The sequence below is a fragment of the Amycolatopsis sp. WGS_07 genome (assembly GCF_045278895.1).
In the GTDB taxonomy this organism is placed as follows: domain Bacteria; phylum Actinomycetota; class Actinomycetes; order Mycobacteriales; family Pseudonocardiaceae; genus Amycolatopsis.
This window is the reverse complement of record NZ_CP136053.1, coordinates 6,992,140-7,016,166: the sequence shown is the minus strand read 5'-3', so window position 1 is coordinate 7,016,166 and position 24,027 is coordinate 6,992,140. Positions and strand designations below refer to the sequence as shown.

General features: G+C 69.9%; 30 protein-coding genes. 13 read left to right on the top strand and 17 right to left on the bottom strand.

Annotation, left to right across the window (positions count from 1 at the left end; translation table 11 throughout):
- The first annotated feature begins 8 nt into the window (after window positions 1-8).
- The 3 genes from RPX00_RS32955 (at window position 9) to RPX00_RS32945 (ending at window position 1,981) form a co-directional block, all read left to right on the top strand.
- Window positions 9-440: an SRPBCC domain-containing protein gene (locus RPX00_RS32955; RefSeq protein ID WP_406631250.1), complete on the top strand. Its 432-nt coding sequence runs from the start codon at window positions 9-11 to the stop codon at window positions 438-440.
- A 28-nt stretch (window positions 441-468) separates the two neighbouring features.
- On the top strand, window positions 469-876 hold the full coding sequence (locus tag RPX00_RS32950) for a PPOX class F420-dependent oxidoreductase (protein WP_406631249.1): 408 nt from the start codon (window positions 469-471) through the stop codon (window positions 874-876).
- A 61-nt stretch (window positions 877-937) separates the two neighbouring features.
- Entirely contained in the window at window positions 938-1,981 is a 1,044-nt protein-coding gene (locus RPX00_RS32945; protein WP_406631248.1) for a LacI family DNA-binding transcriptional regulator, read from the top strand.
- Between the two features lie 37 nt (window positions 1,982-2,018).
- Here the strand turns inward: RPX00_RS32945 and RPX00_RS32940 are convergent, their stop codons facing one another.
- The gene (locus RPX00_RS32940) at window positions 2,019-2,486 is read right to left on the bottom strand and encodes a hypothetical protein (protein ID WP_378302059.1); all 468 of its coding nucleotides are present in this window, start codon (window positions 2,484-2,486) and stop codon (window positions 2,019-2,021) included.
- A gap of 164 nt (window positions 2,487-2,650) precedes the next feature.
- Here RPX00_RS32940 and RPX00_RS32935 point away from each other — a divergent pair, with 164 nt between their 5' ends.
- The 4 genes from RPX00_RS32935 to RPX00_RS32920 are packed head-to-tail and all read left to right on the top strand — an operon-like array spanning window position 2,651 to window position 7,659.
- Window positions 2,651-4,150, top strand: coding sequence for an ABC transporter substrate-binding protein (locus RPX00_RS32935; RefSeq protein ID WP_406631247.1), 1,500 nt, complete (start codon window positions 2,651-2,653; stop codon window positions 4,148-4,150).
- Window positions 4,147-5,085, top strand: coding sequence for an ABC transporter permease (locus RPX00_RS32930; RefSeq protein ID WP_406631246.1), 939 nt, complete (start codon window positions 4,147-4,149; stop codon window positions 5,083-5,085). Before RPX00_RS32935 ends, RPX00_RS32930 begins: the two co-directional genes overlap by 4 nt.
- A complete protein-coding gene (locus RPX00_RS32925) occupies window positions 5,082-5,915 on the top strand; it encodes an ABC transporter permease (protein WP_406631245.1) in 834 nt (277 codons plus the stop codon). The genes RPX00_RS32930 and RPX00_RS32925 overlap by 4 nt, the downstream gene beginning before the upstream one ends.
- Before the next feature lies 1 nt (window position 5,916).
- Complete coding sequence (locus tag RPX00_RS32920) at window positions 5,917-7,659, top strand: ABC transporter ATP-binding protein (RefSeq protein WP_406631244.1); 1,743 nt, start codon at window positions 5,917-5,919, stop codon at window positions 7,657-7,659.
- A 337-nt stretch (window positions 7,660-7,996) separates the two neighbouring features.
- Here the strand turns inward: RPX00_RS32920 and RPX00_RS32915 are convergent, their stop codons facing one another.
- The 6 genes from RPX00_RS32915 to RPX00_RS32890 all read right to left on the bottom strand — a co-directional run bounded on the left by RPX00_RS32915 (window position 7,997) and on the right by RPX00_RS32890 (window position 12,713).
- Window positions 7,997-9,361 carry a hypothetical protein gene (locus RPX00_RS32915; RefSeq protein ID WP_406631243.1) on the bottom strand — a complete coding sequence of 455 codons (1,365 nt, stop codon included), beginning with the start codon at window positions 9,359-9,361 and terminating at the stop codon, window positions 7,997-7,999.
- Window positions 9,362-9,423: 62 nt separating this feature from the next.
- Window positions 9,424-10,425: a pentapeptide repeat-containing protein gene (locus RPX00_RS32910; RefSeq protein WP_406631242.1), complete on the bottom strand. Its 1,002-nt coding sequence runs from the start codon at window positions 10,423-10,425 to the stop codon at window positions 9,424-9,426.
- A gap of 56 nt (window positions 10,426-10,481) precedes the next feature.
- The gene (locus tag RPX00_RS32905; protein WP_406643171.1) at window positions 10,482-10,991 is read right to left on the bottom strand and encodes a DoxX family membrane protein; all 510 of its coding nucleotides are present in this window, start codon (window positions 10,989-10,991) and stop codon (window positions 10,482-10,484) included.
- Window positions 10,992-11,052: 61 nt separating this feature from the next.
- Window positions 11,053-11,520, bottom strand: coding sequence for a DUF3291 domain-containing protein (locus tag RPX00_RS32900; RefSeq protein ID WP_406631241.1), 468 nt, complete (start codon window positions 11,518-11,520; stop codon window positions 11,053-11,055).
- A 31-nt stretch (window positions 11,521-11,551) separates the two neighbouring features.
- Window positions 11,552-12,193 carry a helix-turn-helix transcriptional regulator gene (locus RPX00_RS32895; protein WP_406631240.1) on the bottom strand — a complete coding sequence of 214 codons (642 nt, stop codon included), beginning with the start codon at window positions 12,191-12,193 and terminating at the stop codon, window positions 11,552-11,554.
- A gap of 31 nt (window positions 12,194-12,224) precedes the next feature.
- Entirely contained in the window at window positions 12,225-12,713 is a 489-nt protein-coding gene (locus RPX00_RS32890) for a MarR family winged helix-turn-helix transcriptional regulator (RefSeq protein WP_406631239.1), read from the bottom strand.
- Window positions 12,714-12,836: 123 nt separating this feature from the next.
- Here RPX00_RS32890 and RPX00_RS32885 point away from each other — a divergent pair, with 123 nt between their 5' ends.
- Window positions 12,837-13,766, top strand: a complete 930-nt coding sequence (locus RPX00_RS32885; RefSeq protein ID WP_406631238.1) for an NADP-dependent oxidoreductase — start codon at window positions 12,837-12,839, stop codon at window positions 13,764-13,766.
- Window positions 13,767-13,801: 35 nt separating this feature from the next.
- On the opposite strand, the gene RPX00_RS32880 is transcribed toward RPX00_RS32885, so the two are convergent.
- Window positions 13,802-15,076 carry an alpha/beta hydrolase gene (locus RPX00_RS32880; RefSeq protein ID WP_406631237.1) on the bottom strand — a complete coding sequence of 425 codons (1,275 nt, stop codon included), beginning with the start codon at window positions 15,074-15,076 and terminating at the stop codon, window positions 13,802-13,804.
- Between the two features lie 96 nt (window positions 15,077-15,172).
- Between RPX00_RS32880 and RPX00_RS32875 the strand changes: the two genes are divergently transcribed.
- From RPX00_RS32875 to RPX00_RS32860, 4 genes are read left to right on the top strand one after another with little or no spacing between them, the layout of a single operon-like run.
- Window positions 15,173-15,610 carry a MarR family winged helix-turn-helix transcriptional regulator gene (locus RPX00_RS32875; RefSeq protein WP_406631235.1) on the top strand — a complete coding sequence of 146 codons (438 nt, stop codon included), beginning with the start codon at window positions 15,173-15,175 and terminating at the stop codon, window positions 15,608-15,610.
- A 52-nt stretch (window positions 15,611-15,662) separates the two neighbouring features.
- Window positions 15,663-16,313: a TetR/AcrR family transcriptional regulator gene (locus RPX00_RS32870; RefSeq protein WP_406631233.1), complete on the top strand. Its 651-nt coding sequence runs from the start codon at window positions 15,663-15,665 to the stop codon at window positions 16,311-16,313.
- Window positions 16,314-16,325: 12 nt separating this feature from the next.
- Window positions 16,326-16,820, top strand: a complete 495-nt coding sequence (locus RPX00_RS32865) for a pyridoxamine 5'-phosphate oxidase family protein (RefSeq protein ID WP_406631231.1) — start codon at window positions 16,326-16,328, stop codon at window positions 16,818-16,820.
- A gap of 21 nt (window positions 16,821-16,841) precedes the next feature.
- Window positions 16,842-17,336 carry a nitroreductase family deazaflavin-dependent oxidoreductase gene (locus RPX00_RS32860; RefSeq protein WP_406631228.1) on the top strand — a complete coding sequence of 165 codons (495 nt, stop codon included), beginning with the start codon at window positions 16,842-16,844 and terminating at the stop codon, window positions 17,334-17,336.
- A gap of 8 nt (window positions 17,337-17,344) precedes the next feature.
- Here the strand turns inward: RPX00_RS32860 and RPX00_RS32855 are convergent, their stop codons facing one another.
- Genes RPX00_RS32855 through RPX00_RS32835 form a run of 5 tightly spaced genes read right to left on the bottom strand, consistent with a single transcriptional unit; the run spans window position 17,345 to window position 19,413 of the window.
- Entirely contained in the window at window positions 17,345-17,923 is a 579-nt protein-coding gene (locus RPX00_RS32855) for an alkaline shock response membrane anchor protein AmaP (RefSeq protein ID WP_406631226.1), read from the bottom strand.
- Entirely contained in the window at window positions 17,920-18,447 is a 528-nt protein-coding gene (locus RPX00_RS32850) for a DUF6286 domain-containing protein (protein ID WP_406631224.1), read from the bottom strand. Before RPX00_RS32850 ends, RPX00_RS32855 begins: the two co-directional genes overlap by 4 nt.
- A gap of 17 nt (window positions 18,448-18,464) precedes the next feature.
- The gene (locus tag RPX00_RS32845) at window positions 18,465-18,641 is read right to left on the bottom strand and encodes a hypothetical protein (protein ID WP_406631222.1); all 177 of its coding nucleotides are present in this window, start codon (window positions 18,639-18,641) and stop codon (window positions 18,465-18,467) included.
- Window positions 18,638-18,955 carry a hypothetical protein gene (locus tag RPX00_RS32840; RefSeq protein ID WP_406631220.1) on the bottom strand — a complete coding sequence of 106 codons (318 nt, stop codon included), beginning with the start codon at window positions 18,953-18,955 and terminating at the stop codon, window positions 18,638-18,640. The genes RPX00_RS32845 and RPX00_RS32840 overlap by 4 nt, the downstream gene beginning before the upstream one ends.
- Window positions 18,952-19,413 carry an Asp23/Gls24 family envelope stress response protein gene (locus RPX00_RS32835; RefSeq protein ID WP_406631218.1) on the bottom strand — a complete coding sequence of 154 codons (462 nt, stop codon included), beginning with the start codon at window positions 19,411-19,413 and terminating at the stop codon, window positions 18,952-18,954. Before RPX00_RS32835 ends, RPX00_RS32840 begins: the two co-directional genes overlap by 4 nt.
- 184 nt (window positions 19,414-19,597) lie before the next feature.
- Between RPX00_RS32835 and RPX00_RS32830 the strand changes: the two genes are divergently transcribed.
- A complete protein-coding gene (locus RPX00_RS32830) occupies window positions 19,598-19,807 on the top strand; it encodes a CsbD family protein (RefSeq protein WP_037812879.1) in 210 nt (69 codons plus the stop codon).
- 55 nt (window positions 19,808-19,862) lie between these two features.
- Here RPX00_RS32830 and RPX00_RS32825 read toward each other — a convergent pair whose 3' ends face one another.
- From RPX00_RS32825 to RPX00_RS32810, 4 genes are read right to left on the bottom strand one after another with little or no spacing between them, the layout of a single operon-like run.
- Window positions 19,863-21,236 (bottom strand): MFS transporter, encoded by a 1,374-nt coding sequence (locus RPX00_RS32825; protein ID WP_406631216.1) that lies wholly within the window; start codon window positions 21,234-21,236, stop codon window positions 19,863-19,865.
- A gap of 35 nt (window positions 21,237-21,271) precedes the next feature.
- The gene (locus tag RPX00_RS32820) at window positions 21,272-22,294 is read right to left on the bottom strand and encodes an ADP-ribosylglycohydrolase family protein (protein WP_406631214.1); all 1,023 of its coding nucleotides are present in this window, start codon (window positions 22,292-22,294) and stop codon (window positions 21,272-21,274) included.
- Between the two features lie 5 nt (window positions 22,295-22,299).
- On the bottom strand, window positions 22,300-23,235 hold the full coding sequence (locus tag RPX00_RS32815; RefSeq protein ID WP_406643169.1) for a carbohydrate kinase family protein: 936 nt from the start codon (window positions 23,233-23,235) through the stop codon (window positions 22,300-22,302).
- A gap of 5 nt (window positions 23,236-23,240) precedes the next feature.
- Complete coding sequence (locus RPX00_RS32810; protein WP_406631212.1) at window positions 23,241-23,960, bottom strand: GntR family transcriptional regulator; 720 nt, start codon at window positions 23,958-23,960, stop codon at window positions 23,241-23,243.
- Window positions 23,961-24,027 lie beyond the last annotated feature (67 nt).

The window sequence follows — 24,027 nt, the reverse complement described above, 5'->3', positions numbered from 1 at the left end:
GGATTCGCATGGCCATTCCCGACCGCATCGAGCGGACCGTCGAGTTCGCGCACCCGCCGGCGAAAGTGTGGGCCGCGCTCACCACCGCCGAAGGCCTCGGCTCGTGGTTCGGCGATTCCGCGGCCATCGACCTGCGGCCGGGCGGCCCGGCCGAGGTGCGGTGGGACGGCGGCTACCTGATCGACCTGACCGTCGAACGGGTCGAGGAGCCGACCGTGTTCGGCTTCGCCTGGAAAATGCCCGGCCTGCCGGAAGACGAGCCGTATCACACGCACGTCGAGTTCACCCTGGAACCGATCGCCGCTGGCACCCGGCTGCACGTGGTGGAAACCGGGTTCGCGCGGATGCCCGCGCCGATCGCGGACAACGAATTCACCGGGCACACTCAGGGCTGGCCGAAGGAACTCGACGACCTGGCCGGGTACCTCGACGCCGCCTGACCGCACCGCCGAAGAGAAAGGCAGCCCCGTGTCGTTCACCGAGGACGAGATCGCCTACCTGCGCTCGCAGCCCGCCGGACGGCTGGCCACCGTCGACAGCGACGGCCAGCCCGACGTCGTGCCGGTCGCGGCGGAATACGACGGGACGCACTTCTGGGTCGGCGGCGGCGCGACCGTGACCCGCACCCGCAAGTTCCGCAACATCGCGGCGGGCAACCAGAACGTCTCCCTCGTGTTCGACGATCTGCCCTCGCTCGACCCGTTCGTGGCGCGCGGGATCCGGATCTACGGCTACGCGGAACAGCCCTTCGAGCGCACCGGCATGGTCGGCCCGGGTACCTTCCTGCGCATCACGCCGACCGAGTCCTGGAGCTGGAACCTGGCCGGGGAACCCGTCGGCGAGGACTGGTACCCGGCCAAGCACACCACACACTGAAGCGCCGCCGTTCCGAATGGACCTGGGCCGCCGGTGCGCTCCGGTGCCTTAGAGTGGCATCGTGCCAGCCGAAACCGAGGAAACCCCGCGCCCCGCGCGCAAGCCGGTCCTTTCCGACGTCGCGCGGCTGGCCGGCACCTCCACGGCGGTAGTCAGCTACGTCGTCAACGACGGTCCCCGCCCAGTGGCCGAGAAGACTCGCCGCAAGGTCGAGGACGCCATCCGGATGCTCGGCTACCGGCGCAACCCGCTCGCCGGGGCGCTGAGCGGCGGACGGTCCAATCTGGTCGGACTGCTGGTGCCGGACACGGCGAACGCCTTCTACGGCGAGATGTCGCGCTGCCTCGAAGCGGAAGGCCGCCGCCGGGGACTGCTCACCCTGCTCGGCAACACCGGCTACCGCCCGGGCCTCGCGGACGAGTACGGCGAGGCGTTCTCCGAGCTGCGGCCGCGCGGGATTTTCGTGACCACCGGCGAAAAACCGCGGCTGTCGGCCGAAACGCCGTGCGTGTTCCTGCAGTGGACCGCACCGGACGACTCCCCCAGCGTCACCTTCAACGACTTCGACGGCGCACGGCTGGTCACCGAGCACCTGCTCGGACACGGTTATACGGACATTCTCTGCGTGGCAGGCGAAATCGCGGTAGGACCGGCCGAAGGACGCGAAGGCGGCTGGCGGCAAGCGATGGCGGACGCCGGTCTGTCCACCAAGGGCAGGCTCGTCCGGACGTCCTTCGACAAGGTCGAGGCCGGCCGCGCCATCCGCGAGGTGCTGACGAGCGGCAAACGGATCCGCGCGGTCTACGCCACCACCGACGAGCAGGCGCTGGTGACCATCCGCATCGCGCACAGCCTCGGGTTGCGCGTGCCGGAGGACCTCGCGGTCGTCGGCTTCGACGGGACCAGGGAAGCCCGCCTCGGCAACGTCCCGCTCACCACGGTCCACGTCCCGCTGGACGAATTCGCCGTCCGCGCCTTCGACGCCTTGGCGGGCAACGGTTCCTCGGCGGTGCTGGACGGAACGCTCAGCATCGGCGTCACCTGCGGCTGCGCTCCAGGCGCCGCCAAGGAAACCGCGCACGCCGGAGCCGCCGCGAGCGGATGACCGCCCCGCCGCGGCGAACGCGCGACGGGGCAATCCGTCACCGCGTGGGAAGTGTGTGCTCGTCCGAGGCGTAGACCGAGTTGAGCGACAGCGCGCTGAACCGGAACGGCCGGTCCACGCGCGTGAACCCGAGCGGGCAATGCCGGGTGCCCGCGGGCAGGTAGACCGACCCGCTCGTGGTGATCACGTGCCGGACGCCCTCGACGTCGAGGTAGATCTCCGCGCCGAGGTCGTCCGGGTCCGCCGGGTTGTTCCCGTGCCAGATCAGGACCTCGTCGTAGTCGTGCTGATGCTCCTTCACCCATTGCACGGGCGTGTCGCATTCGCTGATCCACGTGTAGGTGAGGTGGATCTTGCTCTCCGGAACCTCCTTCGCGCGCATGAGGGCGAGCGATTCGCCGACGTTGGGCGGTTCGACGACGCCCGCCGCGGCTCCCTCGTTGACGAGGTCGTCGAGGCAGTTCGGCATCTTCCTCACGAACAGGTGCTCGTACGGACTGGTCATGCGGCCCCTTCCTCCTGCTGGTCCACGACAGCTGCACGGCACACTCTAAACGATTAGCTTCTCCACTTGTAGACTCTTCCGCCGAGCCGGAACTGGCCGTACCCTGTGGCGAAGCTCGCGGTATCTAAAGGCTTAGATTTCCGGTTCCCACCTGGAGGTCCCCAGTGTCGCGCAGAGCCCGATGCCTGACCACCCTGCTGCTCGGCGCCGCGCTGCTCGCCGGCTGCGGCCGCCCGGACGACGCGGCGGCAAGCGGCGACACGCTTCGCGTCTCCGTCTCCGCCGACGCGGGCGAAAGCCTCAACCCGTACGTCGGCACGCAGAGCCCGATCCAGGAACTGCGCAGCTCGCTGCTCTTCGAGGGGCTGACCTCGCTGGACCCGGCGGGCAAAACCGAATGGCGGCTCGCCACCGGCATGACGCCGAACGCCGACCGGACACAGTGGACGATCACGTTGCGCCCCGGCGTGAAGTTCACCGACGGCACGGATTTCACCTCCGCCGACGCCGTGTCCAGCATCAAGTACCTGCGCGATCCCGCGCACGCGGCGCAGGGCCTGTCGCTGATCCAGATGATCGACCCGGCCGCCATCCAGGCGGTCGACAAGCTCACCGTCCGGATCGGACTGACCGAGCCGTTCAGCCCGTTCAAGGACATCTGGGCGAGCGTGCTGCTGCCGATGACGAAAACCGGGTCGGCACCGGCGAAACCGGTCGGCACCGGGCCGTTCGCGGTGAAGTCGTTCGCGCCCGGCCGTCAGTCCACAGTAGAGCGTTTCGACGGCTACTGGGGCAAGAAACCCAAACTGCGCGCTGTCGAGCTGATCGAGTACCAAAGCCAGCAGGCGCAGGCGAACGCGCTGCTGTCCGGCCGGGTCGACATCGCGTCCAACACGACCCCGACGATCGCGAAATCGCTCGTCGGCCGGGGCGGGATCCAGCTGCTGGACAGCAAGGGGAACTTCAGCCTGCGGATCGGGCTCAACACGGCGGCCCCACCGTTCAGCGACGTCCGGGTGCGCCAGGCGCTGCGGCTGCTGGTCGACCGGCAGCAGATCGTGTCCAACGTCTTCAGCGGATACGCCCGGATCGCCAACGACTACGAGACCACCGCGCCGCCGTGCGCGCCGCCGGACATCCCGCAGCGCGCCCCGGACGTCGCGGCGGCGAAACGGCTGCTGGCCGAGGCCGGGCACAGCGATCTGTCGTTCGCGATCACCACCGACGGCTTGCTGCCCGGCATGTCGGAGCTGGCGCAGGTCTTCGCGCAGAACGCCGCGCAGGCCGGAGTGAAGGTGACCGTCAACGTGGTCCCGACGCCGGAACTGCTGGCGAAATGGGGCCAGTGGCCGGCGTTCGTCGACTACAACCCGGTCCCCTACCTGCCGTCCGTGCTCGGCTCCCTGCTGCCGGACCGGATCGGCAACGGCTCGCACTGGAACGAGCCCGCTTTCGTGCGGCTCGCCGGGAAGCTGTTCTCCTCGCCCGAACCGGATCTGTGCCCGCTGATGAACCAGATGCACGAAATCGAGTACACGAGCGGCCCGAACATCACGCCCGCGTTCTCCGACGTGCTCATGCCGCACCGGGCGGCAGTGCGCGGGCTCGTGCCGGACGTGAACGGCCGCCCGCTGTCGTTCCTGACCGAGGTGACCGTCGGATGAGCGCGCGCTGGCTCGCACGCCGACTCGCGCTGGGCGTGCTCGTGCTGTTCCTGGTCTCGGTCCTGGTCTTCCTGGTGACACAGGCGTTGCCGGGCGACGTGGCCCGGATCGTCCTCGGCAAGGACGCCACCGCAGAGCAGGTGGCGGGGCTGCGTCATCAGCTCGGGCTCGACCAGCCGCTCGTGACGCAGTACGGCCGCTGGCTCGGCGGCCTGCTCAGCGGGGATCCGGGCGTGTCGCTGCAGAACAAGGAACCGGTCGCGGACATCCTCGGGCCGCGGATCGTGAACTCGTTCACCCTCGGCTTCGTCTCGATGCTGCTGATCCTGCCGCTCTCGGTGATCGCCGGGGTGCTGAGCGCGGCGCGCCGGGACAGCTACGCGGACAAGGCGTTCGTCGCCGTCTCGTCGCTGAGCATGGCGCTGCCGCCGTTCGTCGTCGGCATGCTGCTGATCGCGCTCTTCGCCACGTCGCTGCTCGGGGTGCTGCCGGGCGTCTCGGACATCCCGCCCGGCGACCTGCCGTGGTGGCATCCGGCGGAACTCGTGCTGCCGGTCGCCACACTCACCTTCATGGGGGTGATGTACTTGGGACGCATGGTCCGCGCTTCGGTCATCGACGCGCTCGACAGCGAGTACGTGCAGATGGCCGTCCTCAAAGGACTCAGCCGTCGCCGCATCCTGTTCCGGCACGCGCTGCCCAACGCCATCGCGGCGAGCCTGCCGGCGGCCGGGCTGGTCGCGGCCGTCACGATCACCGGCGTCGTAGTGGTCGAATACGTCTACTCCTACCCCGGGCTCGGCACGGCCCTGGTCAGCGCGGTGAACTCGCACGATCTGCCGGTCCTGCAGGCGTGCGTGCTCATCCTCGCGGCCACGTACTACCTGTGCAATCTCCTCTCCGACGTCCTTTCCGCCCCGGGGCGCACCCGATGACCGTCTCAGTGGTGCGCCGCGCGGCCCGCACTGGCCGCGCCCGGCTCGGGCTCGGACTGCTCGCCGCGATCGCCTTCATCGTCGTCTTCGGACCGCTGCTCGCGCCGTGGCCGCCGACCGCCATCGTCGCGCCGCCGCTGTCCGGCCCGAGCGCGCAATTCCCGCTGGGCACCGACCTTCTCGGCCGCGACGTACTGAGCCGCGTGCTCTCCGGCGGCGGCAGCCTGACCTGGATGACACTCCTCGCCGCCGCACTGGGCGTGGCGCTCGGCGCACTCGTCGGCCTGACCGCTGCCTACCGGGGCGGTGCCGCCGACACCGTGCTCATGCGGGCGATGGACGTCGTGCTGAGCTTCCCGGAAACCATCTTCGTGCTGGTGTTCGTGGCCGCGTTCGGCCGGCACACCCTCCTCACCGCCGCGCTCGTCGGGGTCGCGTTCGTCCCCGGAGTCTCGCGGGTGCTGCGCGGCGCGGCCCTGCCCGTGCTGGACAGTGAATACGTGTTGTGGGCCAAGGCAAACGGCCTGCCCGCCCGCCAGATCGTCCTCGGCGAGGTACTGCCCGGCGTCACCTCGCCGTTGATGGTGGAGACCGGAATGCGGCTGGTGTGGGCGATCACGGCGATCGCTTCGCTGAACTATCTCGGCTTCGGCATCACACCGCCCGCCCCGGACTGGGGACTCATGGTCAGCGAGAACCAGGACGGCCTGGCGGTCGCCCCGCTGGCCGTGCTCGCGCCGATCACGCTGATCCTCATGATGGCGCTCGGCGGCAACCTGGTGGCCGAGTCGGTCGCCAGGACAGTCAGCCGCACGGAAGGAAAGAGCTGACGTGGCCAAGGAAGTGGCAGTGTCGGGCGTGACTGTCCAGGCCGCCGGGAGCCCGATCGTCCAGGACATCGGCTTCGAACTCGGCAGCGGCGAGGTCCTGGGCGTCGTCGGCGAATCCGGCTCCGGCAAGAGCACCCTCGCCCTCGCGCTGCTGGGTTTCGCCCGCACCGGCGCGGCCATCACCGGCGGACAGGTCTCCGTCGACGGCGTGGACCTGCTGGCTCTGCCTCCCGCCGACCTGCGCCGCGCCCGAGGCCGGAAAGTCGCTTACGTGCCACAGGATCCGGCCACCGCCCTCAACCCCGGCCTGCGCATCGCCACCCAACTGACCGAGGGCCTGGACGCACCCGCGCTATCCCGAGTACGGCAACTCCTCGACACGGTCGGCCTGCCCAGCGACGACGCCTTCCTGCGCCGCCGCCCGCGCCAACTCTCCGGCGGACAGCAGCAACGCGTCGCCATCGCCATGGCGATCGCCGCCGGACCACGGCTGATCGTGCTAGACGAACCGACGACCGGACTGGACGTCGCCACCCAGTCCCGCGTCCTGGACCTGGTGCGAGAACTCTGTCGAACCCGCGACCTGGCGGCGATCTACGTCTCGCACGACCTCGCGGTGATCGCCGACGTCGCCGACCAGGTAGTCGTCATGTACGGCGGCGAGATCGTCGAACACGGCGCCACCCGCGACGTGCTGACCCGCGCCGCGCATCCCTACACCCGAGCCCTGCTGGCAGCCGTACCGTCCGCGACCCACCGGCACCGCCTGGTCCCCATCCGCGGCCGAGCCCCCGGCATCACCGATGCCCGACCTGGCTGCGCCTTCGCCCCACGCTGCGACCACGCCGTATCTGCCTGCCGCACAACACATCCGCCTCTGGTGCGCGTCCCTTCCGGGACTCTCGCCCGCTGCCTCCGCATCGAGGAGGTCGCCCACACCACCCGAACCGCACCCCGCGCGGAACCTCACCAGCCAGCCGATCACCAGACGCCCCTGCTGTCCGTCTCCGGCCTCACCGCGGCCTACCACGGCCGACAGGTCGTCTTCGACGTCTCCTTCGACCTGCGGCACGGCGAATGCCTGGCCGTAGTCGGCGAATCCGGCAGCGGCAAAACCACCATGTCCCGGTGCCTGGCGGGCCTCCACCCCGAACACCAAGGCTCGATCACCTTCGACGGCAAGCCCGTCCCCGCCACAGCCGCCCGGCGAGACGCCCGCACCCGGCGTGAACTGCAGTACGTCTTCCAGAATCCCTACGGCTCGCTCAGTCCACATCGGACGATCGAAAGCAGCCTGCTGGTGCCTCTGCGGCATTACTTCGGCGTAACCACCCGCGAAGGCCGCCGCCGAGCCCGCGCCGCACTGGACCGCGTCGAACTCCCCGCCCACCTGGCCGACCGCTACCCCGCCGAACTGTCCGGCGGCCAACGCCAGCGAGTAGCGATCGCGCGCGCCCTGGTGTGCGAGCCGAAGCTGATCATCTGCGACGAGGTGACGTCGGCGCTGGATGTTTCGGTGCAGGCGTCGGTGGTGGAACTACTGCGCTCGCTGATGAGCGACGGTCCGTCGATGATCTTCGTAACCCACAACCTGGCGGTAGTACGCAGCATTTCGGACGGGGTCGTCGTGCTGAGCCAGGGAAGGGCTGTCGAGACTGGGCGGACGGAGCGGGTGTTGGGGGCGCCTGCGCATGCTTATACGCGGAGTTTGCTCGCTGCGACGTTGGAGGTGCCCCAGGGTTAGGCGCTCGGACGGCGCGGATCTGGGCGGTCAGCGGCGAGTGAAGCACCTCTGCAGGCTCGAAGCCGGGTGATTCGAGCCCGGCTGCCAGTGCCTTCCGGGCTGCCGAGGCACCGACGGCGACGAAGCAGAACGCCCCGTCCATCCGGACCGGACCGCGACGGTGATAGGTCAGCACGACAACCGGTGCCTGATACGGCGATTCAGCGCCCCGCCAGCCCGACCAATCCTCGTCCCGTTCCGCGCCGCCCGCTTCCCGAGCGGGTCCTCCCAGCCCCGCCCCGGCACGGCGGCGAATCCAGCCCCGCGCTGCTCAGCCGTCTCGCCGCGGGCCGTCCTCTCATTCGCTGGCGAGCAACTCCCGGAGCGCCTCAACAGAGAGTCGCTGCGCCGGGTCGGCCACGCCGTCCACGAACCGCACGCCTTCCCGGCGCAGCACATCCGTGACGGTCTCTTCTCGGCCGTCCTCCCAGCGGAAGTGGGGCGAGGGACTCCCGTCCGCCGAAAGCACCCGCCACGCGTTCTCGCATTCCCGGCAGGTGCTCAGGTGCCGGCCCAGCGGCTGCCCGGCAGTGCCGATCACGGTGGCGACGGCACCATAGGCCGTCCAGCGCCCGGCGGGAATCTTGGCGAGCAAACGGTGCAGTTCCGACCAGTCGAAGGGGCCGCCTCCGGCACCCGTGCCCGCCAGCGCGGCGAGACTCTCCCCATCGGGAGTGGCGACCAACTGCGTGGCGGCACCGGCGGGTACCGCCGACTGGGCCTCTTTGTAGAGGTATTTCACGAGTCCGGTGACGGTGAAACTGCCAGTCGCGCCCCACTCCGCGGCCTCCGTGCCAGCCCAGCGCAACGGCTTGACGGGGGTGCCGGTCCAGATCGCGCGGTCACGGTCCGCGGACGCGGCCCACTCCGCGAACCGCGCCGCGTCCGGCCCTCCCGCCAGCACGCGCAGTTCCGTGCCAGGCTGGAGAGTGTCGCTGGCGATCAACTGGCGCACTGCGGGTTCCTGCCGAGCCGCACGGCGCACGTCCTCGTCTCGCTGACGTTGGGCAAGCAACGGTGACACGGTGAACTCTTCGACCTCCGGCATCGGGTAGAGGGCACCGACGGACACGACAGGCCCGCCGGCGGTCTGGTAAGCGTTGATCGTGCGCAGGCTGATGTCGATACCCATTTCCCGCAACCACACCGCGACCGCAGTGGTCGACGCGGTGAAACCGCCTGCCAGCAACACGATCCGCGGCTGACCCAGCGGCGCGGCGGCCATCCCGCCGACGTCCTCTCCGAGGTGTGCCTCCAGCCGGGCGAGCGCGTCCTCCTCGCTGAGGGTCTCGCCTCGGCTCGCCCGCCAGGCGCGGTACTCGCGCGCCAGCGTTCCCGGGGTGAACCGGCTGCAGTACGCCGCGTATTTCAGCGCCTGCGTCTCCACGGTCTCCGGGGCGGCGTCGCGCTTGAGTTCGGCCACGACAAGATGCCCGTCCGTGTCGATCGCCAGGACGTCAAGCCGGTCCCGCTCCCGGCCACGCGCAGAGGTCCACCGGTCGCATTCGCTGGTGACGACCAGCAGTCCGTCACCAAGCATCTCCGGGTGCTCGAGCACCCACTCCTGCAAGTGGTCGCGCTCCCGCAACCCGGCTTGGGCCAACGTGATCGGAGCCGCGCGCTCGGCGGCCGCACCGGTGACCTGATAGACCAACTCGTCCATGATCCGACCCTACTGCGCCTCCGGGCGCGACCCGATTCGGACGGCGCGCCCGAGCGCACCGCTCAATCTTCGACGATCTCGGCGAAGCCGTCGCTTCCCTCGGCGGGCGGAAGCGCCCGCCATCCGGCGGGCCATCGGTGTTCCTCCCGAGCCGACGCCATCGCCCCGTCCAGCTCCACCCCGTGCGGGCTGGACACGTTCCCGAAATTCGACGAGCCCGTGAACGTGGCTTTCCGGAACAGCGCGCCGGACACGAAGGTCGCGTTCCGGAAATCCGCCTTCCCCAGGAACACCGCGCCGTTGAACCAGGTGGGACCGCTGATCACCGTTCCGGCGAAATTCAGGTCGCCGACGAAACGCGCGCCGGTGAACCTGGTGTTCGGATGCAGCCGGAGGCCGTCCAGGGTCAGATTCATCAACGTCGCTCCGACCAGCGAGACATCGAGCGCGTCTCCCCAGTACTCGGCGCTCGGCGGCTCTCCCCCGACCGGACCGCTGTGCACATGCCGGCGCAGCAGGCCCTGAACGGCGAAGCGGACTTCGACTTCCTGACGACCCTCGTTAGCGAGCGGGGTTTCGGCCGGATCAGCGGAAACGCCAGTGTCACCGTCCGCAGACGGAGGCATGCGCAAGTACGCGCAGAAGAGGTTGACGACCGGGCGCCGCTGCGACGGCTGGTCTTGGGCAAGGCGTTCGAGCGCGTAGAGCCCGGCCATGCGGACCGCCGCGCGGTCGGCCCCCAGCATCTCGGCCGCTTTCGCGTAAAGCTCGGTGACGCGCCGTTGTTCGGCGTCGTGGCGGGTGTCCGCCGCGGCTTGTTCGGTCGAACGTTGCCGTCGCCACGCCAGGTACAGCCCGATCGCCGCGCCGGCTCCTGCACCGAGGCTCAACGCGATCTTGACGGAATCGAATCGCGCCCTCGCCAAGTCGGCGCCCGACAGCCCCCGCGTTCCCGCCCACCAGAGAACGGCACCCGCGGCAGCAGTCGCGACGAGCACCGACGCCGCCAAGACCCACCACACACGCGACGTCAACTGCGCCGAACGCGATCTCGAGCCGGGCATGCTCCCTTACATCGGCGCGCCCGCCATCCGTGTTTCACCTCGCCGCCCGAACACGGTCAGAACAACGACCCCACCGCCACCGCCGCGCACACCGACAGGAACAGGCCGCCCACCGCGAACCCCAGTGGTTTCTGCCGCCAAGCCGTGTGCCGGTCCAGCGCGTACCACCCCGGTCCGGTCAGCAGCAACGCCAGTGCCATCGCCGCCAGGGTCAGCTCCAGCTCGAACCCCGGCCCGTCGCTGCCGAACAGGCCGCCCGCCCACTTCACCCGCACCGCGCTGATCGCCACGCCCAGCAGTCCGGCGGCCGCCAGCGGGGTCAGCAGGCCCAGTGCCAGCAGCGCCCCGCCGGCGACCTCGGTGATTCCGGTCAGCCAGGTGAGGAACTCGATGTTGTGGCTGAACCCGTAGCCGCGCAACAGGTTCCCGAAATGCGCCATGCCCGCGCCGCCGAACAGGCCGAAGACCTGCATCAAACCGTGCGCGCCCATCGCGACCGCCAGCATCGCCCGCAGTATCAGCAGGCCGAAGTCCAAGCCGCCGTTCTCATCCGACCATCGGGACATGTTCGCCACGCCGAACACCCTAGCCACCCGGCCCTGCCGGCCCGGGGACCCACCGGACGTGTCACGGGGCAGAAGCGGCGCCTTCGGGCAAATAGCTGTCCCGGAAACCGAACGCGCGCGGCGAGGGGCCTTGCTCCCGCAGCAGTTCCAAGCGCTCGACGGCCTCCTCGACCGTGGGGATGTGCCCGGCGGGAACCCACCACAGCACCTGGAACGGCGTCTTCGGCAGCTCGAACCACTCCGACCGGCGGCGCAGCATGTCCAGGTGCCCGCTGCGGTAGACGTAGTCCCACAAGGCGTCGCGGCTTTCCCACACCGACATGTTCACCAGGACGTCCGTCCCCAGCGACGTCCGGATCGCGGTGGCGTCGTTGCCGCCGTCCTCGACGAGGCGCCACACGAAACCGGGCGCGCGGTCGGCGACGTCGTTCAGCGGGTCGAGCATGGAGGTGAAGCCGTCCATGCGCGGGTCGTCGATCGGGTATTTCAGGATGCCCACGTTGAGCTGGGCGAGGTGATGTCCGGTCACGTCCTCACCTCACCATCGCCGGTCTTCTATGTCAACTCTCATTATTTTTAGAAGATTCGACCACCACGCAGCACAGCCCGGGACGCGGGTCCATCCGGGCTCGCACCCCGTCGGCGCCTTCCAGCAGCCCCTCCAGCAACGCCAGGTTCATGCCGCACACCAACCCCGGATGCCGTTGCGACAGGACATGAAACGGGCAGTTCGCCAGGCGCACGACGTCGCCGTCCGGGCGTGGTTCGTAGCCGCGCGCGGCCAGCGCGGCTTCCGCCCCGGCGAGGTCCGAGACCGGTCCGGCGGCGCGACCCTCCCGCCGGGCGGCGGCTTGCAGCTCGACGTCCAAACGCGCGGTCTCGGCGACCTCGGCCAGCAGGTCGGCGGCGACGCGGTAGTCGCGCGCGGGGACCGAGAACTGACGCTCGACGCCCGAGCGGCGGTAGAGCTTCGCCGGGCGGCCGGCACCGGGGCCCGAACGGCCGCTCAGCCGCTTGCTTTCCGTCTCCAGCAAACCCGCGTCCACGAGCTTGTCGAGATGGAAGGCCGCGAGGGTGCGCTGGATCCCGGCGCCCTCGGCCGCCTCGTTCCGGCTCACGTCGTGATCCTGACCGGCCACGTAGTCATACAGCCGCCGCCGGACCGGGTCCTGCAGCACGGCGATCGCCTCGATGTCCTCCACCCGGCCAGTCTAAGAACAACGACGGTGCGCGTTAGAGAACCCGGCCCCGGCGCGTGGCAGCCGACCGCGGCGGCTCGGCGCGCATGTGGTCGCGGACGCGGGCCATGATGCCGCCCAATGCGTCCAAGTCCTCAGTGGACAGTGGGGCGACCAGCAACCGGCGCACGACCTCGACGTGCCCAGGCAGCACTTTCGCGACCAGCTCCCGACCGGCCTCGGTAATCGAGACGACGGTGGCCCGCTGATCCTCCGCACTCGGCGCGCGCACGACCAGGCCCGCCTTCTCGAGCAGACCCGCCTGATGAGTCAGGCCGCTTCGGCTGTAGACGACACCGTCGGCCAGCTCCGTCATCGTCAACGGCGCACCGGAATCGGCAAGCCGCGCGAGGAGTTCGAACTGCACATAGCTCAGGCCGCCCTCCGCCTGCAGCTGCTGCGTGACGGCGTGCTGCAGCAGGCTCACGGCCTCCATCAGCGCGAAGTACGTCGTGAGCTGCTTCGGTTCCAGCGCGTCCGCCATGCCCGCCAGCTTAGATGCTTCGAAGTCGAATCATTGTGGCGACCCTCACATCTTCGAGACTTTGCTTCAACATCGAAGCATACTCAAGTTACTTCGACATTGAAGCAGTTACGGAGGACTGTCATGAAAGCAGTGCGCTATCACCGTTACGGCGGCAGCGAAGTACTCGCCTACGAAGACGCCGAGCGGCCGGTCCCCGGCGCGGGACAGGTGCTGGTCAAGGTGGCCGCCACCTCGTTCAACCCGGTCGACCTCGGGATCCGCGCGGGCGGTCTGCAGGAGGTGTTCCCGCTGGAATTCCCGCACGTGCCGGGCATCGAGGTCGCCGGGACGATCGCCGAACTGGGCCCCGGAGTCGACGGCCATCAGGTCGGCGACGCGGTCGTGGCCTTCCTGCCGATGAACGCCGACGGCGCGGCCGCCGAGTACGCCATCGCCCCGGCCGAGGCACTGGCCGCCGCGCCGCGAACGGTCGAGCTGACCGACGCCGCCGCACTCCCGGTCGGCGGGCTGACCGCCTGGCAGGCGCTGTTCGACGACGCTCACCTCAAGGCAGGCCAAACCGTCCTGATCAACGGTGCCAGCGGAGCGGTCGGCAGCTACGCGGTCCAGCTCGCCCACGAGGCAGGCGCGACGGTCACCGCCACGTCGAGCCCACGCCACGAAGAACGTCTCCGCGGCTACGGAGCCGACCGGATCATCGGGCACCTCGACTTCACCGCCAGCCCGTTGACGGCCGGACAGTTCGACGTCGTGGTCAACCTCGTGCCCACCACGCCGGAGGAAACCGCGGCGCTGACCGGCCTGGTCGCCGACGGCGGCGCGCTGGTCAGCACCACGACTCCCCCGCCGGACAACCCCGGACGCGGGATCCGCACCGCTCGCGTGTTCGTCGTCAGCGACGCCGGTCAGCTGGCCGGTCTCGTGTCGCGGGTCGACGCGGGAACGCTGCGGATCACCGTCGCCGACCGCCGGCCGTTGGCGGATCTCCCGGCCGTCCACGACGAAGCGGCTTCGGGGCGGCTAGTCGGCAAGACCGTCCTCATCCCCTGAAGGAGCGACCGTCCGTGAAGGACTCCTTGGGGGAATCAGATTCCCTCAAGGAGTCCTTCACGGACCGTCGCCAGACCGGCCGGAGCCGCGCCGAGCCACCAGCGCGGGTCGGCCGATCCCTCGGTCGTGCGGCCGTCGCGGTGGACGAAGAACCGCTCGTCCCGGCCCGGCGCGTCGAACTCGCCGTCCAGCCCGCGCGTCAGCCACTCCGCGCCGAACGCGAACACCTCCGCCGCCGTGCCGCCCAGCGGGTGGAACTCGTCCTCGTAGACGCGCATTTCCTTGGGGGCACGGATCTTTTCGTAGGTTTCGAGCGCGTTCTCCACCGGCGTCAGCTCGTCGAATTCGCCGATGCCCAGCAGGACCGGGCATTCGATGCCGCCGACCAGATCGCCCAGCGGCATCTTGTCCTTGAGGTCGCGGTCGAACGCGGCCTCGTCGGTGTAGCCCGCCATGTAGAGGTAGTTGTTCTTGAAGCTCGGCTGCGCCCGTTCGAAGATCGTCTCGAAATCGCCGGACACCGCCTCGAACGCCGCCACCGCGCGCAGCCGGGTGCCCGGCGCCGCCGCCGCGCGCAGCGCCCAGTAGCCGCTCATGCTGATGCCGAACAGGCCGATCCGGTTCTCGTCCACCTCGGGGAGACCGGCGAGATACCCGGCATACGTTTCGAGAGCGCGCTCGTAGTTGTCCAGCGTCACCGTCAGCCCGCGCGCCCGCGTTTCGCCCTGCCCCGGCCCCTCGACGGACAGCGCCACCACGCCGCGCGAGGTGTAGTAGCGCTCGGCCGCGAAGATGTAGTCCTCCTTGATCATGTCCATGCCGGGCCCGAGAATCACCGCCGGGGCACCGGAAACCGGGTGCGCGGGCAGGTGCAGGAGCCCGAAGATCTTGCCGCCCTCGAAGTCCAGTTCCACCCGGCGCACGGTGTTTCCGCGCAGTTCCCCCAGCCGCGCCACGCAGAAATCGCAGCGTTCGCGGAACTTCGCCTTGCGCCCGTCGGCGGAATCGAAGATCGAGTACTGCGCGCGGCCGTACATCACCGCCGCCCGCAGGTACAGGTCCGAAGCCGTCCGGCGGTACCCGAGCCGCTCGTGGTGCGCGGCCCGCTCTTCGGCCTGCCCCGCGACGACGGCCCACGCCTTCGGCAGCATCGCCCCGGCGCGCACCATCGCGAACACCTTGTCGAAATCGGCGTGATCGTGCCCGAGCTGTTCGAGCGTGCCCTTGCCCTCCGGGTGCAACGCGTCGAACCCGCCTTGGGCCAGCGCGATGTCCAAAGCCCAGCTCTGCCCGGCCGAACGTGCCGTCATGATCGCCTCCTCAATTAACTAAGTACTTAGCTAATGTGCCACGGCTAGACTCCGCGCGGCAAGGAATGCGGCCGGCGACACAGGAGAGACGAACCGATGGGCGACGACGCGATCACCCGGCTGGCGCGAGCCGCCTACCGGCTCAGCGCGGCGGATTCCCGGCTCCGCGGCCGCGCGACCCGCGACGCCGAAGCCCTTTCGCTCGCACACGCCCGCGCCCTCAAAAGCCTGGCCGAACACGGGCCGATGACAGTCAACCAGCTGGCCGGGCACGTCGAGACGACCGGGGCCGCGGTCACCCAGCTGGTCAACGGACTGGCCAACGCGGGGTACGTCACGCGCGAACGCGCCGCTTCCGGCGACCGCCGCACCTCGATCGTCGCCTTGACCGACGCGGGCCGCCGCCGCCATGAGGAACGGGAGCAGATCCTCGCCGCCGGGCTGCAAGAGCTGACCGAGGACCTCGACGAGCACGCGATCGACGCCGCGGGCACGGTCCTCACCCGGCTCGCCTCGCTGTACGACCGGCTCTGACCGCCCACGCGGGCTCTATCAACTGATTGAATCGGCTGATAGAGTCCGCGCCATGGGCACCGAAGCCGCGCGGATCCCCGGCAGCCGGGGAACGGCGACCGAGCAGCGGCTCATCGCCGCGGCGGAACGGCTTTTCGCCGAGCACGGCGTCGGCGCGGTGTCCCTGCGCACCGTGATGCAAGCGGCGCAGACGAACGTGGCGGCGGTCCACTACCACTTCGGTTCGAAAGAGGGATTGGTCGACGCAGTCCTGCGCAGCCGCCTCGACCAGGTGACCGGCGAGCGGAACGCGGTGCTGCGGGAGTTCCCCGAAAACGGCGTCACCGCAAGGGAATTGGCCCGCGCGTTCGTACAGCCGGTGGTGGCGGTGCTCGAATCCGGCGGCGAATGCTGGATCCGGCTGGTCGGCAGGCTGCTGGCGACCGGCGGCGACGGGCTGGGCGCGGTCGCCGAGTCGTTCTTCGAGCGCAACGCCGTGTTCGTCGAACTGCTGGACCGGCTGAGCCCGGGCGTCCCCCGCCGGACGCTCGATTTCCGGCTGTCCCAAGCGATGACCGTGACCCTGAACGTCCTCGGCGACGTCGGCCGCGCCCGCCGCCTGCACGGCCCGGACGCGGCGGACTGGACCACCGGGGAGATCGTCGAAGACCTCGTCGACGTCGTGACATCCGTACTCGCTGGCCCGCCGGGGCCCGACGCATGAAGTGAGGGATCGATGGGAGCCAACCAGCGCGCGCAGATCGAGATGACCCCCGAGGAGGTCTCGGCCTACCTCGCGTCCCAGCGCACCGCGACGCTCGTGTCGCTCGGCGCCAGCGGGCATCCGCACGCGGTCGCGATGTGGTACGCGGTCCTCGACGGCGTACTCTGGTTCGAAACGAAAGCCAAGGCGCAGAAGGCAGTCAACCTGCGCCGCGATCCGCGCGTCACGGTCCTGATCGAGGACGGCCTGACCTACGACGTCCTGCGCGGCGTCTCGCTGGAAGGGCGGGCCGAGGTCGTCGACGACCCCGAAGCGCTCTGGGCGGTCGGCGTCGGCATTTGGGAGCGCTACCACGGCGAGTACACCGACGAGGTGAAACCGATGGTGGAATTCATGCTCCGCAAACGCGTCGCGGTCCGCGTCGACGTCGACCGCGTCCGCTCGTGGGACCACCGCAAACTCGGCCTCGACCCGATGCCGCTGGCCGGATCGACCGCTCCCCGCTGACGCACCGCCAGGAGGCCACAGATGGGACGCTTTTCCCTTCCCGCCCAAGCACCGAAGGGCCTGGACTCGCCGGTGACGGCGGCGCTCATGAAGTACATGGCCAAAATCCAGGTCAAGGTCTTCACCGCCACCAACGGCCGGGTCGGCGCCAAATGGCGCGTCGGGGCCGGTTTCCGCCACCCCGTGCCGACGCTGCTGCTGGAACACCGCGGCCGCAAGTCCGGCCGCCTGTTCACCACCCCGCTGCTGTACCTGCGCTCCGGCGACGACCTGATCCTGGTGGCCTCCCAGGGCGGCCTGCCGAAGCACCCGCAGTGGTACTTCAACCTGCTCGCGCACCCGGAAGCCCGCGTCCACCTCAAGGGCCGCCGGGACCTCCCGGTCACCGCTCGAGTCGCGGCGGCGGACGAACGCCGCGAACTCTGGCCGAGGATGGTCGCGCTGTACGCGGATTTCGCCAAGTACCAGGACTGGACGGACCGCGAGATCCCGGTGGTGGTGCTGACTCCGCGCTGAGCCGCTGCCTAACGGACCTCGACGCGAGAAGCGGCACGCCGGGCGAACCGGAACTCGATCGCGACCGGAATGTCGTCCAGCCCCAACGTTTCCTTGAGCCGCGGAAGGCTTTCGGCGGTGATGCGGCCGCGGATCTCGCTGAGGTCCGCGTCCGGTGCGCACGTCACGACCAGCGCCAGGAACGGATTCTCCCGCGACCCGGCCAGCGACGCACGGGCCTGCTCCACGCCGGGATGCGCGCGCAGCTCTTCGACGAAGGGGGCGACTGCGGTGTCGGCGTGCAGTTCAGTACGCCCCTGTGCGGGATCCGTCTCGAAGCGCCAGATCCCCGTGCGCGGCCGGCGCGCGAGCTGGGCGATCAGCCAGCGGAGTGCGAGCAGCCCCGCCACTACCGCCGCCGCGGCGATCGCGTAGAGCGCCCAGCCGGGCGGCTCGGCCGTGCCCGGGACGAGCGGCACCGCCGGGTCCACGAACGGCAGCACGCGAAAGTGCGCGGCCAGGCCGAATCCGCCCGCCGCGAGCAGGACGAGGCCAATCGCCCCGAGCAGGAACCGGTTGAGCGCGGCCGGACGGTTGACACCGGTCATGACGCCTCCCTCGTCGCACGGACCCGCACCGACACGGCGGGCCGCCGGACCGGCGCGATGCGGTCCAAACGGGACTCGACCGCGGCGCGGACCGCGTCAGCCAGCCCGTCGGTCCGGGTGCGCGCGGTCTGCACCCGCACCTTGACTTTGCGCTGACCGGCCGAAAGCCGGACTCGCCCGACCCCGTCCACGCCGGCCGCCGCCGCGCGCAACGCGGCCCGGCAGCTCGTCGCGTCGGCACCGGAATCCGGGTCTCCCGCCAGCGGCAGGATCCGGCGCTTGCCGGGCAGGACCGCGGCCGCCAGCAGCACCAGCCCGGCGAACGCGACCGCGGCCGAGATCAGCGCCGGAACGAGATCACTCCAGCGCGCGTCGTGCGCGGCCGCGGCGACCGCGCGGTAGTCCAGCCACGGCTGATGGCCGGTGATCCGCTGGATCGCGGCGACCGCGGTCAGGACGCCCGCCGCCAGCAGCACACCAGCAGTCAAGCTCGCCGGAACCGACCGGCGCGTTCGGCGTTTCATCCTGTCCTCCTTCGCCGTTAGTCCCGTCCACGGCCCCCGAGCCGGGACAGGTCGAGCTTCCCGTCCAGCACGCGGCCGACCAGCAGCCCGGCCACGCCAAGGACAAGCACAAGCAGAAACGCGCCGAACCCGCCGACCACCGCGGCAATGCCTAGCGCGAGACCAGCGATCAGACCCAAACCAGTCGCATTCACGACCCCGTCTCCTTCCCGTCTTCCGAATCCCGCCCCGACGGAACCGGCCCTTCGACGTCCGCGATGAGCACATGCACCGGACGGCCGGGCGACGCGGCGGCCGCGCGCACCGCGGCCGCCACCTCGCCGGACGAGAACGGCATCCGGACCGTCACGCCGACGGTGATGTCCTTTTCGGTCACCCGCACCCCGGCCACCCGGCGGCCCGCGCCGAGCGTCGCGACGCCCCCGAACCGGCCGCCGTGCACGTCCGCCACCCCGGTCGCTTCCCGTACCGCGGCGGCGATCCGGCCCGCTTCCTCGACCGGGTTCACTGCACGCGGCCGCTGTCGCCGGACGCGTCCTCCTCGTCGTCGGACGGCAGGTGCAGGTCGCCCACGTTGATGTTGGCCTCGACCACCTCGAGCCCGGTCATGCCTTCGACCGCGCTGATCACGTTGCGCCGGATCGAACGGGCGACCTCCGCGATCGCGACGCCGTACTCGACCACGATCTGCAGGTCCACCGCGGCCTGCTTCTCCCCCACCTCGACCGAAACGCCCTGTCCGGCCGACGCCGTGGCACCGGGGATCCGCTCCCGCAGCGCCGAAAACGCCCGCGCCGCGCCGCCGCCGAGGTCGTGCACCCCGGGGATCTCCCGCGTCGCCAGTCCGGCGATCTTCTGCACCACCACGTCGGCGACCGTGGTCGTCCCCTGCGAACTGGTCAGCTGTCCGGTGCCGGCCTTCTCCACGTCCTGGGACTTGGCCGCGGTGTCGTTCGTCGAAGCCATCGGTTCTCCTCCGGTCGTCTCCGGTTGTTTCCGTTCACCGGTTCGACTCCGGAACCGCGCGAAACTCACTCCCCGAACGAGTGACGACGATCACAGGATCGAGTGAGTGACGATTCGGAATCCGCGCTGTCTTCCCCGGTGACGCATTCTGGAGTTCGTTGTTCGCGATGAAGGAGGAGAAGCCATGTCGATGGGCGACAAGATCGGCGCCAAGGCAGACGACTTCGGCGGCAAGGCCAAGGAGGCCGCCGGTTCCCTGACCGGCGACGAAAAACTGGAAAACGAAGGCAAAGCGGATCAGGCGAAAGCCGGGATCAAGGAAGCCGCGGAAAACGTGAAAGACGCTCTTGGCGACGCCGCGGGCAAAGTCAAGAACGCACTGAAGAAAGACTGATTGCTTCTCGCGCGCACGCGGGGTCCCGCCGCCACGGCGGGACCCCGCGCTTGCGTCAGGACCGGGAGGCAGCAGCGGCGGCCCGGCGTTCGGCCAGTTCCTTCTCCACCTTCGGGTAGATCCGCTCCAGCCGGTAGGCCCAGAATAGCACGATCAACAGCACGAACAAGGCCATCGGGACGTACACGAACAACGCGTTGATCGCCGACAGCGCCGAATCCGGCTGGGTGTGGTTCAAGCCGTTGTAGCCCGCCGCGCCCATGACCCAGCCGAGCACCGCCGCGCCGAGGCCGTAGCCGAGCTTCTGCCCCATGCTGCCCGCGCTGTAGAGCACGCCTTCCAGCCTGCGGCCGTTCTTCCATTCGCCGTACTCGATGGTGTCGGGCAGCATGCCCCAGATCGCGCCGAAAATCGGGATCCGGCCGATGCCGCGCAGGATCGAACCGGTGACCGCCAGGCTTATGTCCGTCGGGTCGATGGCGATGATCAGCGATCCCGCCACGAAGATCGCCGCACCGACGATCATCGGGGCGATTTTGCCGAAACGGTTGTAGACCGGCTGCATGAAAAGCATGCCGAGCAGGGCTGGGATGTAGAGCATGAATGACATCAGCGCGGCGAACCCGGCATTGCCGAGGAAGTACTGCGCGAAGTACGCGGTCGCTCCGGTGTAAAGCGATTCCGCGACGCTGAACACGATGAAGATCGCGAACAGCAGCAGCCAATAACGGTTGCGCACCGCGAGCTTCAGCGATTCGCCGATACCCGGCTGATCCTTCGGCGCCGCGGTGTCGACGAGGCGTTCCCGCGTATTGCGGAAGGTCACGAAGAACAAAACGGCCGCGAGCGCGCCAAAGAGACAGAACGTGATGATCCACGCGCGCTGGTCGTCGCCGAGCGCGCTCACCAGCGGCAGCGTGAGCACGGTGACGACCAGCGAGCCGAGGGTCGCGCCGAACATCCGGGTGACGTTGAGCCGGGAGCGTTCGGTGAAGTCCCGCGTCATCCGGGTGTTCAGCGTTCCGTACGGGATCACCGCGGCGCTCAGCGCGATGTTCATCAGCGCGTAGGTGATCGCGATGTACACCAGCGTCGGCGTCGGTTCCATGCCCGGCACGGTGAACACCAGGATCAACGCGATGGCGAACGGGGCGGCGGCCCACAGCACCCAGGGACGCGCTTTGCCCCAGCGGGTCGAGGTCCGGTCGACGATCGCGCCCATCCCGACGTCGACCACTCCGTCGAACAGCCGCGCGATGAGCACGATCGTGCCGACCGCCGAGGCCGCCGCCCCGATCACGTTGGTATAGAAGAAAACCACGTAGGTCGCCAGCGCACCCCAGGCGATGTTCGTGGCCAGATCACCGCCGCCGAAGGAAAGCCGTTCCTTCCAAGTCACCGTGGCGAATTCGTCGCTTCGTTCGCTCATCGTCGAGCGTCCCTTCGGATCGGGGGTGGGGAGGGTCAGCGCTGGGTCGCGGCCAGCAGTTCGCCGGCGAGGCCGGCGAGGTCGAGGTCGTTCGCGCGCTCGACCTCGGCGACCGCGGCCGCGTCGATCGCTTCGATCCCCCGGTAAGCGCCGGCGATCGCGGCCGCCATGCAGCCGATCGTGTCGCTGTCCCCGCCCGCGTTGGCCGCCAGCCGCGCGACCCGCACCGGGTCGCCGCCCGCGGCGACGAAGAACCCCAGCGCGGCGGGCACCGCCTCCGCGGCGGGCAGGCCGACCCCGATCTCCCCCTCGATCAGGTCGATCGCGTGCTCGTCGTCGCGAGCCGTGATCGCCAGCGCGACCGCGCGCTCGATCCGCCGTTCGACCGACGCGCCCGGCACGTCGCGACCCTCGGTCCGGCCGAGTTCGGCGCCGGCCCGCGCTCCGTCGGTCGCCGCGCGGACGATGTCGACGATCTCCGCCCCCGGCGTGCAAGCCCGGGCGACTGCGGCGGCGATGGCTGCGGCACCGGCGACCCCGGGCGGCGTGTTGTGGCTGGGCACGCAGGTGGTGAACGCGGTCCGGACCGCCGCTTCCGGGTCGCCGTGGTGGAACAGCCCGACCGGCCCGACCCGCATCGCCGCGCCGTTGCTGGCCCCCTGGGTCATGATCGTCCCAGTGCGGCCGACCTCGCGCGGGTCCTCGCCGCGCTCCAGCCGCGCGATGGCCTCGCGAGTGGTCGGCCCGGCGAAATGCGGGAAGTAGTTCTCGTTCTTGGACCATTCGATCAGCAGCTTCGCCATGTCGTCCGGGCTCAGCGCGGCACCGGTCCGGGCGAGCAGGCGGGCGAGCATGATCATCTGGCTGGAGTCGTCGGTGATCTGCGCGGCGGCGCGGCCTTTCGCGTACGGGGCGCCGGGCAGCGGGGCGTGGAACTCGGTGACGTAGCCGCCGAACGCCGCCCGGATCTGGCCCCGGCTCAGCTCCTCGGTCGGCGCGCCGAGCGCGTCGGCCAGGCAGGCCGCGGCGAGACTGCCGTGGATTTTGGAACGCAGCACAGAATTCAACTCGGGTACCTCTCAGTCGTGATGGTGATCAACTCGTCCGGCCACTCGCCGCGCTGCGAGCCGGACAGATAGGTGCGGCCGCCGACGGCGGTGACGCACCGGGTCGCCTGAGCGACCGCTCGGCGAAGGCTTTCGCGCACCTCGGCCCCGGCCAGCAGTGCGCCAAGGAACGCCCCCGCCAGCGCGTCGCCGGCACCAGTCGTGTCGACGGCCGTCACCTCGCCGCGCAAGCGCGCCCGGTGCACGACACCGTCCCGGTCCAAAGTGGACGCGCCATGCGCGCCTTCGCTGATGACAACGAGTTCCGCGCCGAGCTGGATCAGCCGACAGGCAGCGTCGCGTGGCTCGGCCGCGAGCTTCGTCGCCGACGCGGCGTTGAGGAAGACAATGTCGCTGAGCCCGAGCAGCCGCGCGAACTCCGGCTGATCCGGCTCGAACGCGTCCGGCTCCAGGTCAACGGCAACGCGCGCACCGCGTTCCCGGGCGAGTTCCGCCACCGCCGAGGCCCACTCCAGATCGTCCGCCAGCGGCGCGACGAGGTCCGCGCCCGTCATGACCGACGCGTCGATCTCCTCGATCGCCGGAACCTTGATCCCGGTGTCCGCGCCGGTCAGCGCCTTCTCGCCACTCGCGTCGAGCTGGACGAAGCACATCCAGGTCGGATGCGCGAGGTCCCGGAGGGAATGCTCGATCGACACCCCGAGCCGGCGAAGCTCGGCCAGCGCGGCATCCGTGTCCGGACCGGCCCCGGTCTTCGTGATCAGGTCCACCGCGATCCCGTGCTGTGCGGCCGCCGCCGCGAGGTTCGCGCTCATCCCGCCGCCGTACACGCCGGTCAGGGAGCCGATGGCCTTATTGTCGTTGCCCGCGATGTGCGGCACCTGGACGAAGTAGTCGATGCTCGCGTCCCCGACGACGACCAGCCGCGGCACGGCGTTCAACGCTCGCTCCGGAGGTCGATGTCGAGGTGGTAGCGATCGCCGCGCAGGATGTAGCGGGTGAACTCCACCGGCCGCTGATCGACGCCGAACGACGTGCGCTCGCGCAGCATCGCCGCCGCGCCGGGCTCGACCTGGAGCCGCTCCGCCTCCGCCGCGGAAAGATTCACCGCGCTGACCCGCTCGCGGGCGTGCGTGGGCTGCGCGTCGCGGCCGGAGAGGAAGGCGTAGAGCGAATCCCCGGTGAACTCGGCGAAATCGATCCCCGGCTGCGGAACGAGATAGTGGTCGAGGAAGACGAACGGATCGTCCTCGATCCAGTAGCGCCGCTCGATGTGGCTCACCGTGTCGCCGGCTTCGAGGTCAAGCGCCTCGGCTACGTCTTTGTCAGCGGCTTCCTCGGCGTTGCTGAGCAACTCCGGCCGAATCGCGAACCCGCGCTGGCGAAGCTCGCGCCCCAGGCCGAGCATCGGGCTCATCGCCCGGATCTCGTTCGACGCGACGATGCTGCCCCGCCCGTGGAACCGCTCCACGAGACCGAGCCGCTGCAGCTCCTGAAAGGCCCGCCGCACCGACGTCTGGGACACCCCGTACTGCGCCCGCAACTGACTCTCCGACGGCAGCCAGTCCCCCGGCTTCAGCTTGCCGCTCAGGATGTCGCGCTGGATCTCGCTTTGGATCGTGCGATAGAGCGGCGCACGGCTCGGTCGGGTGCTCATACAACTTAGTGTACTAAGTGCGTCAACTAGCCGCCACTGCTGCCTTCCCCTGGAGGACCCCGAGGAC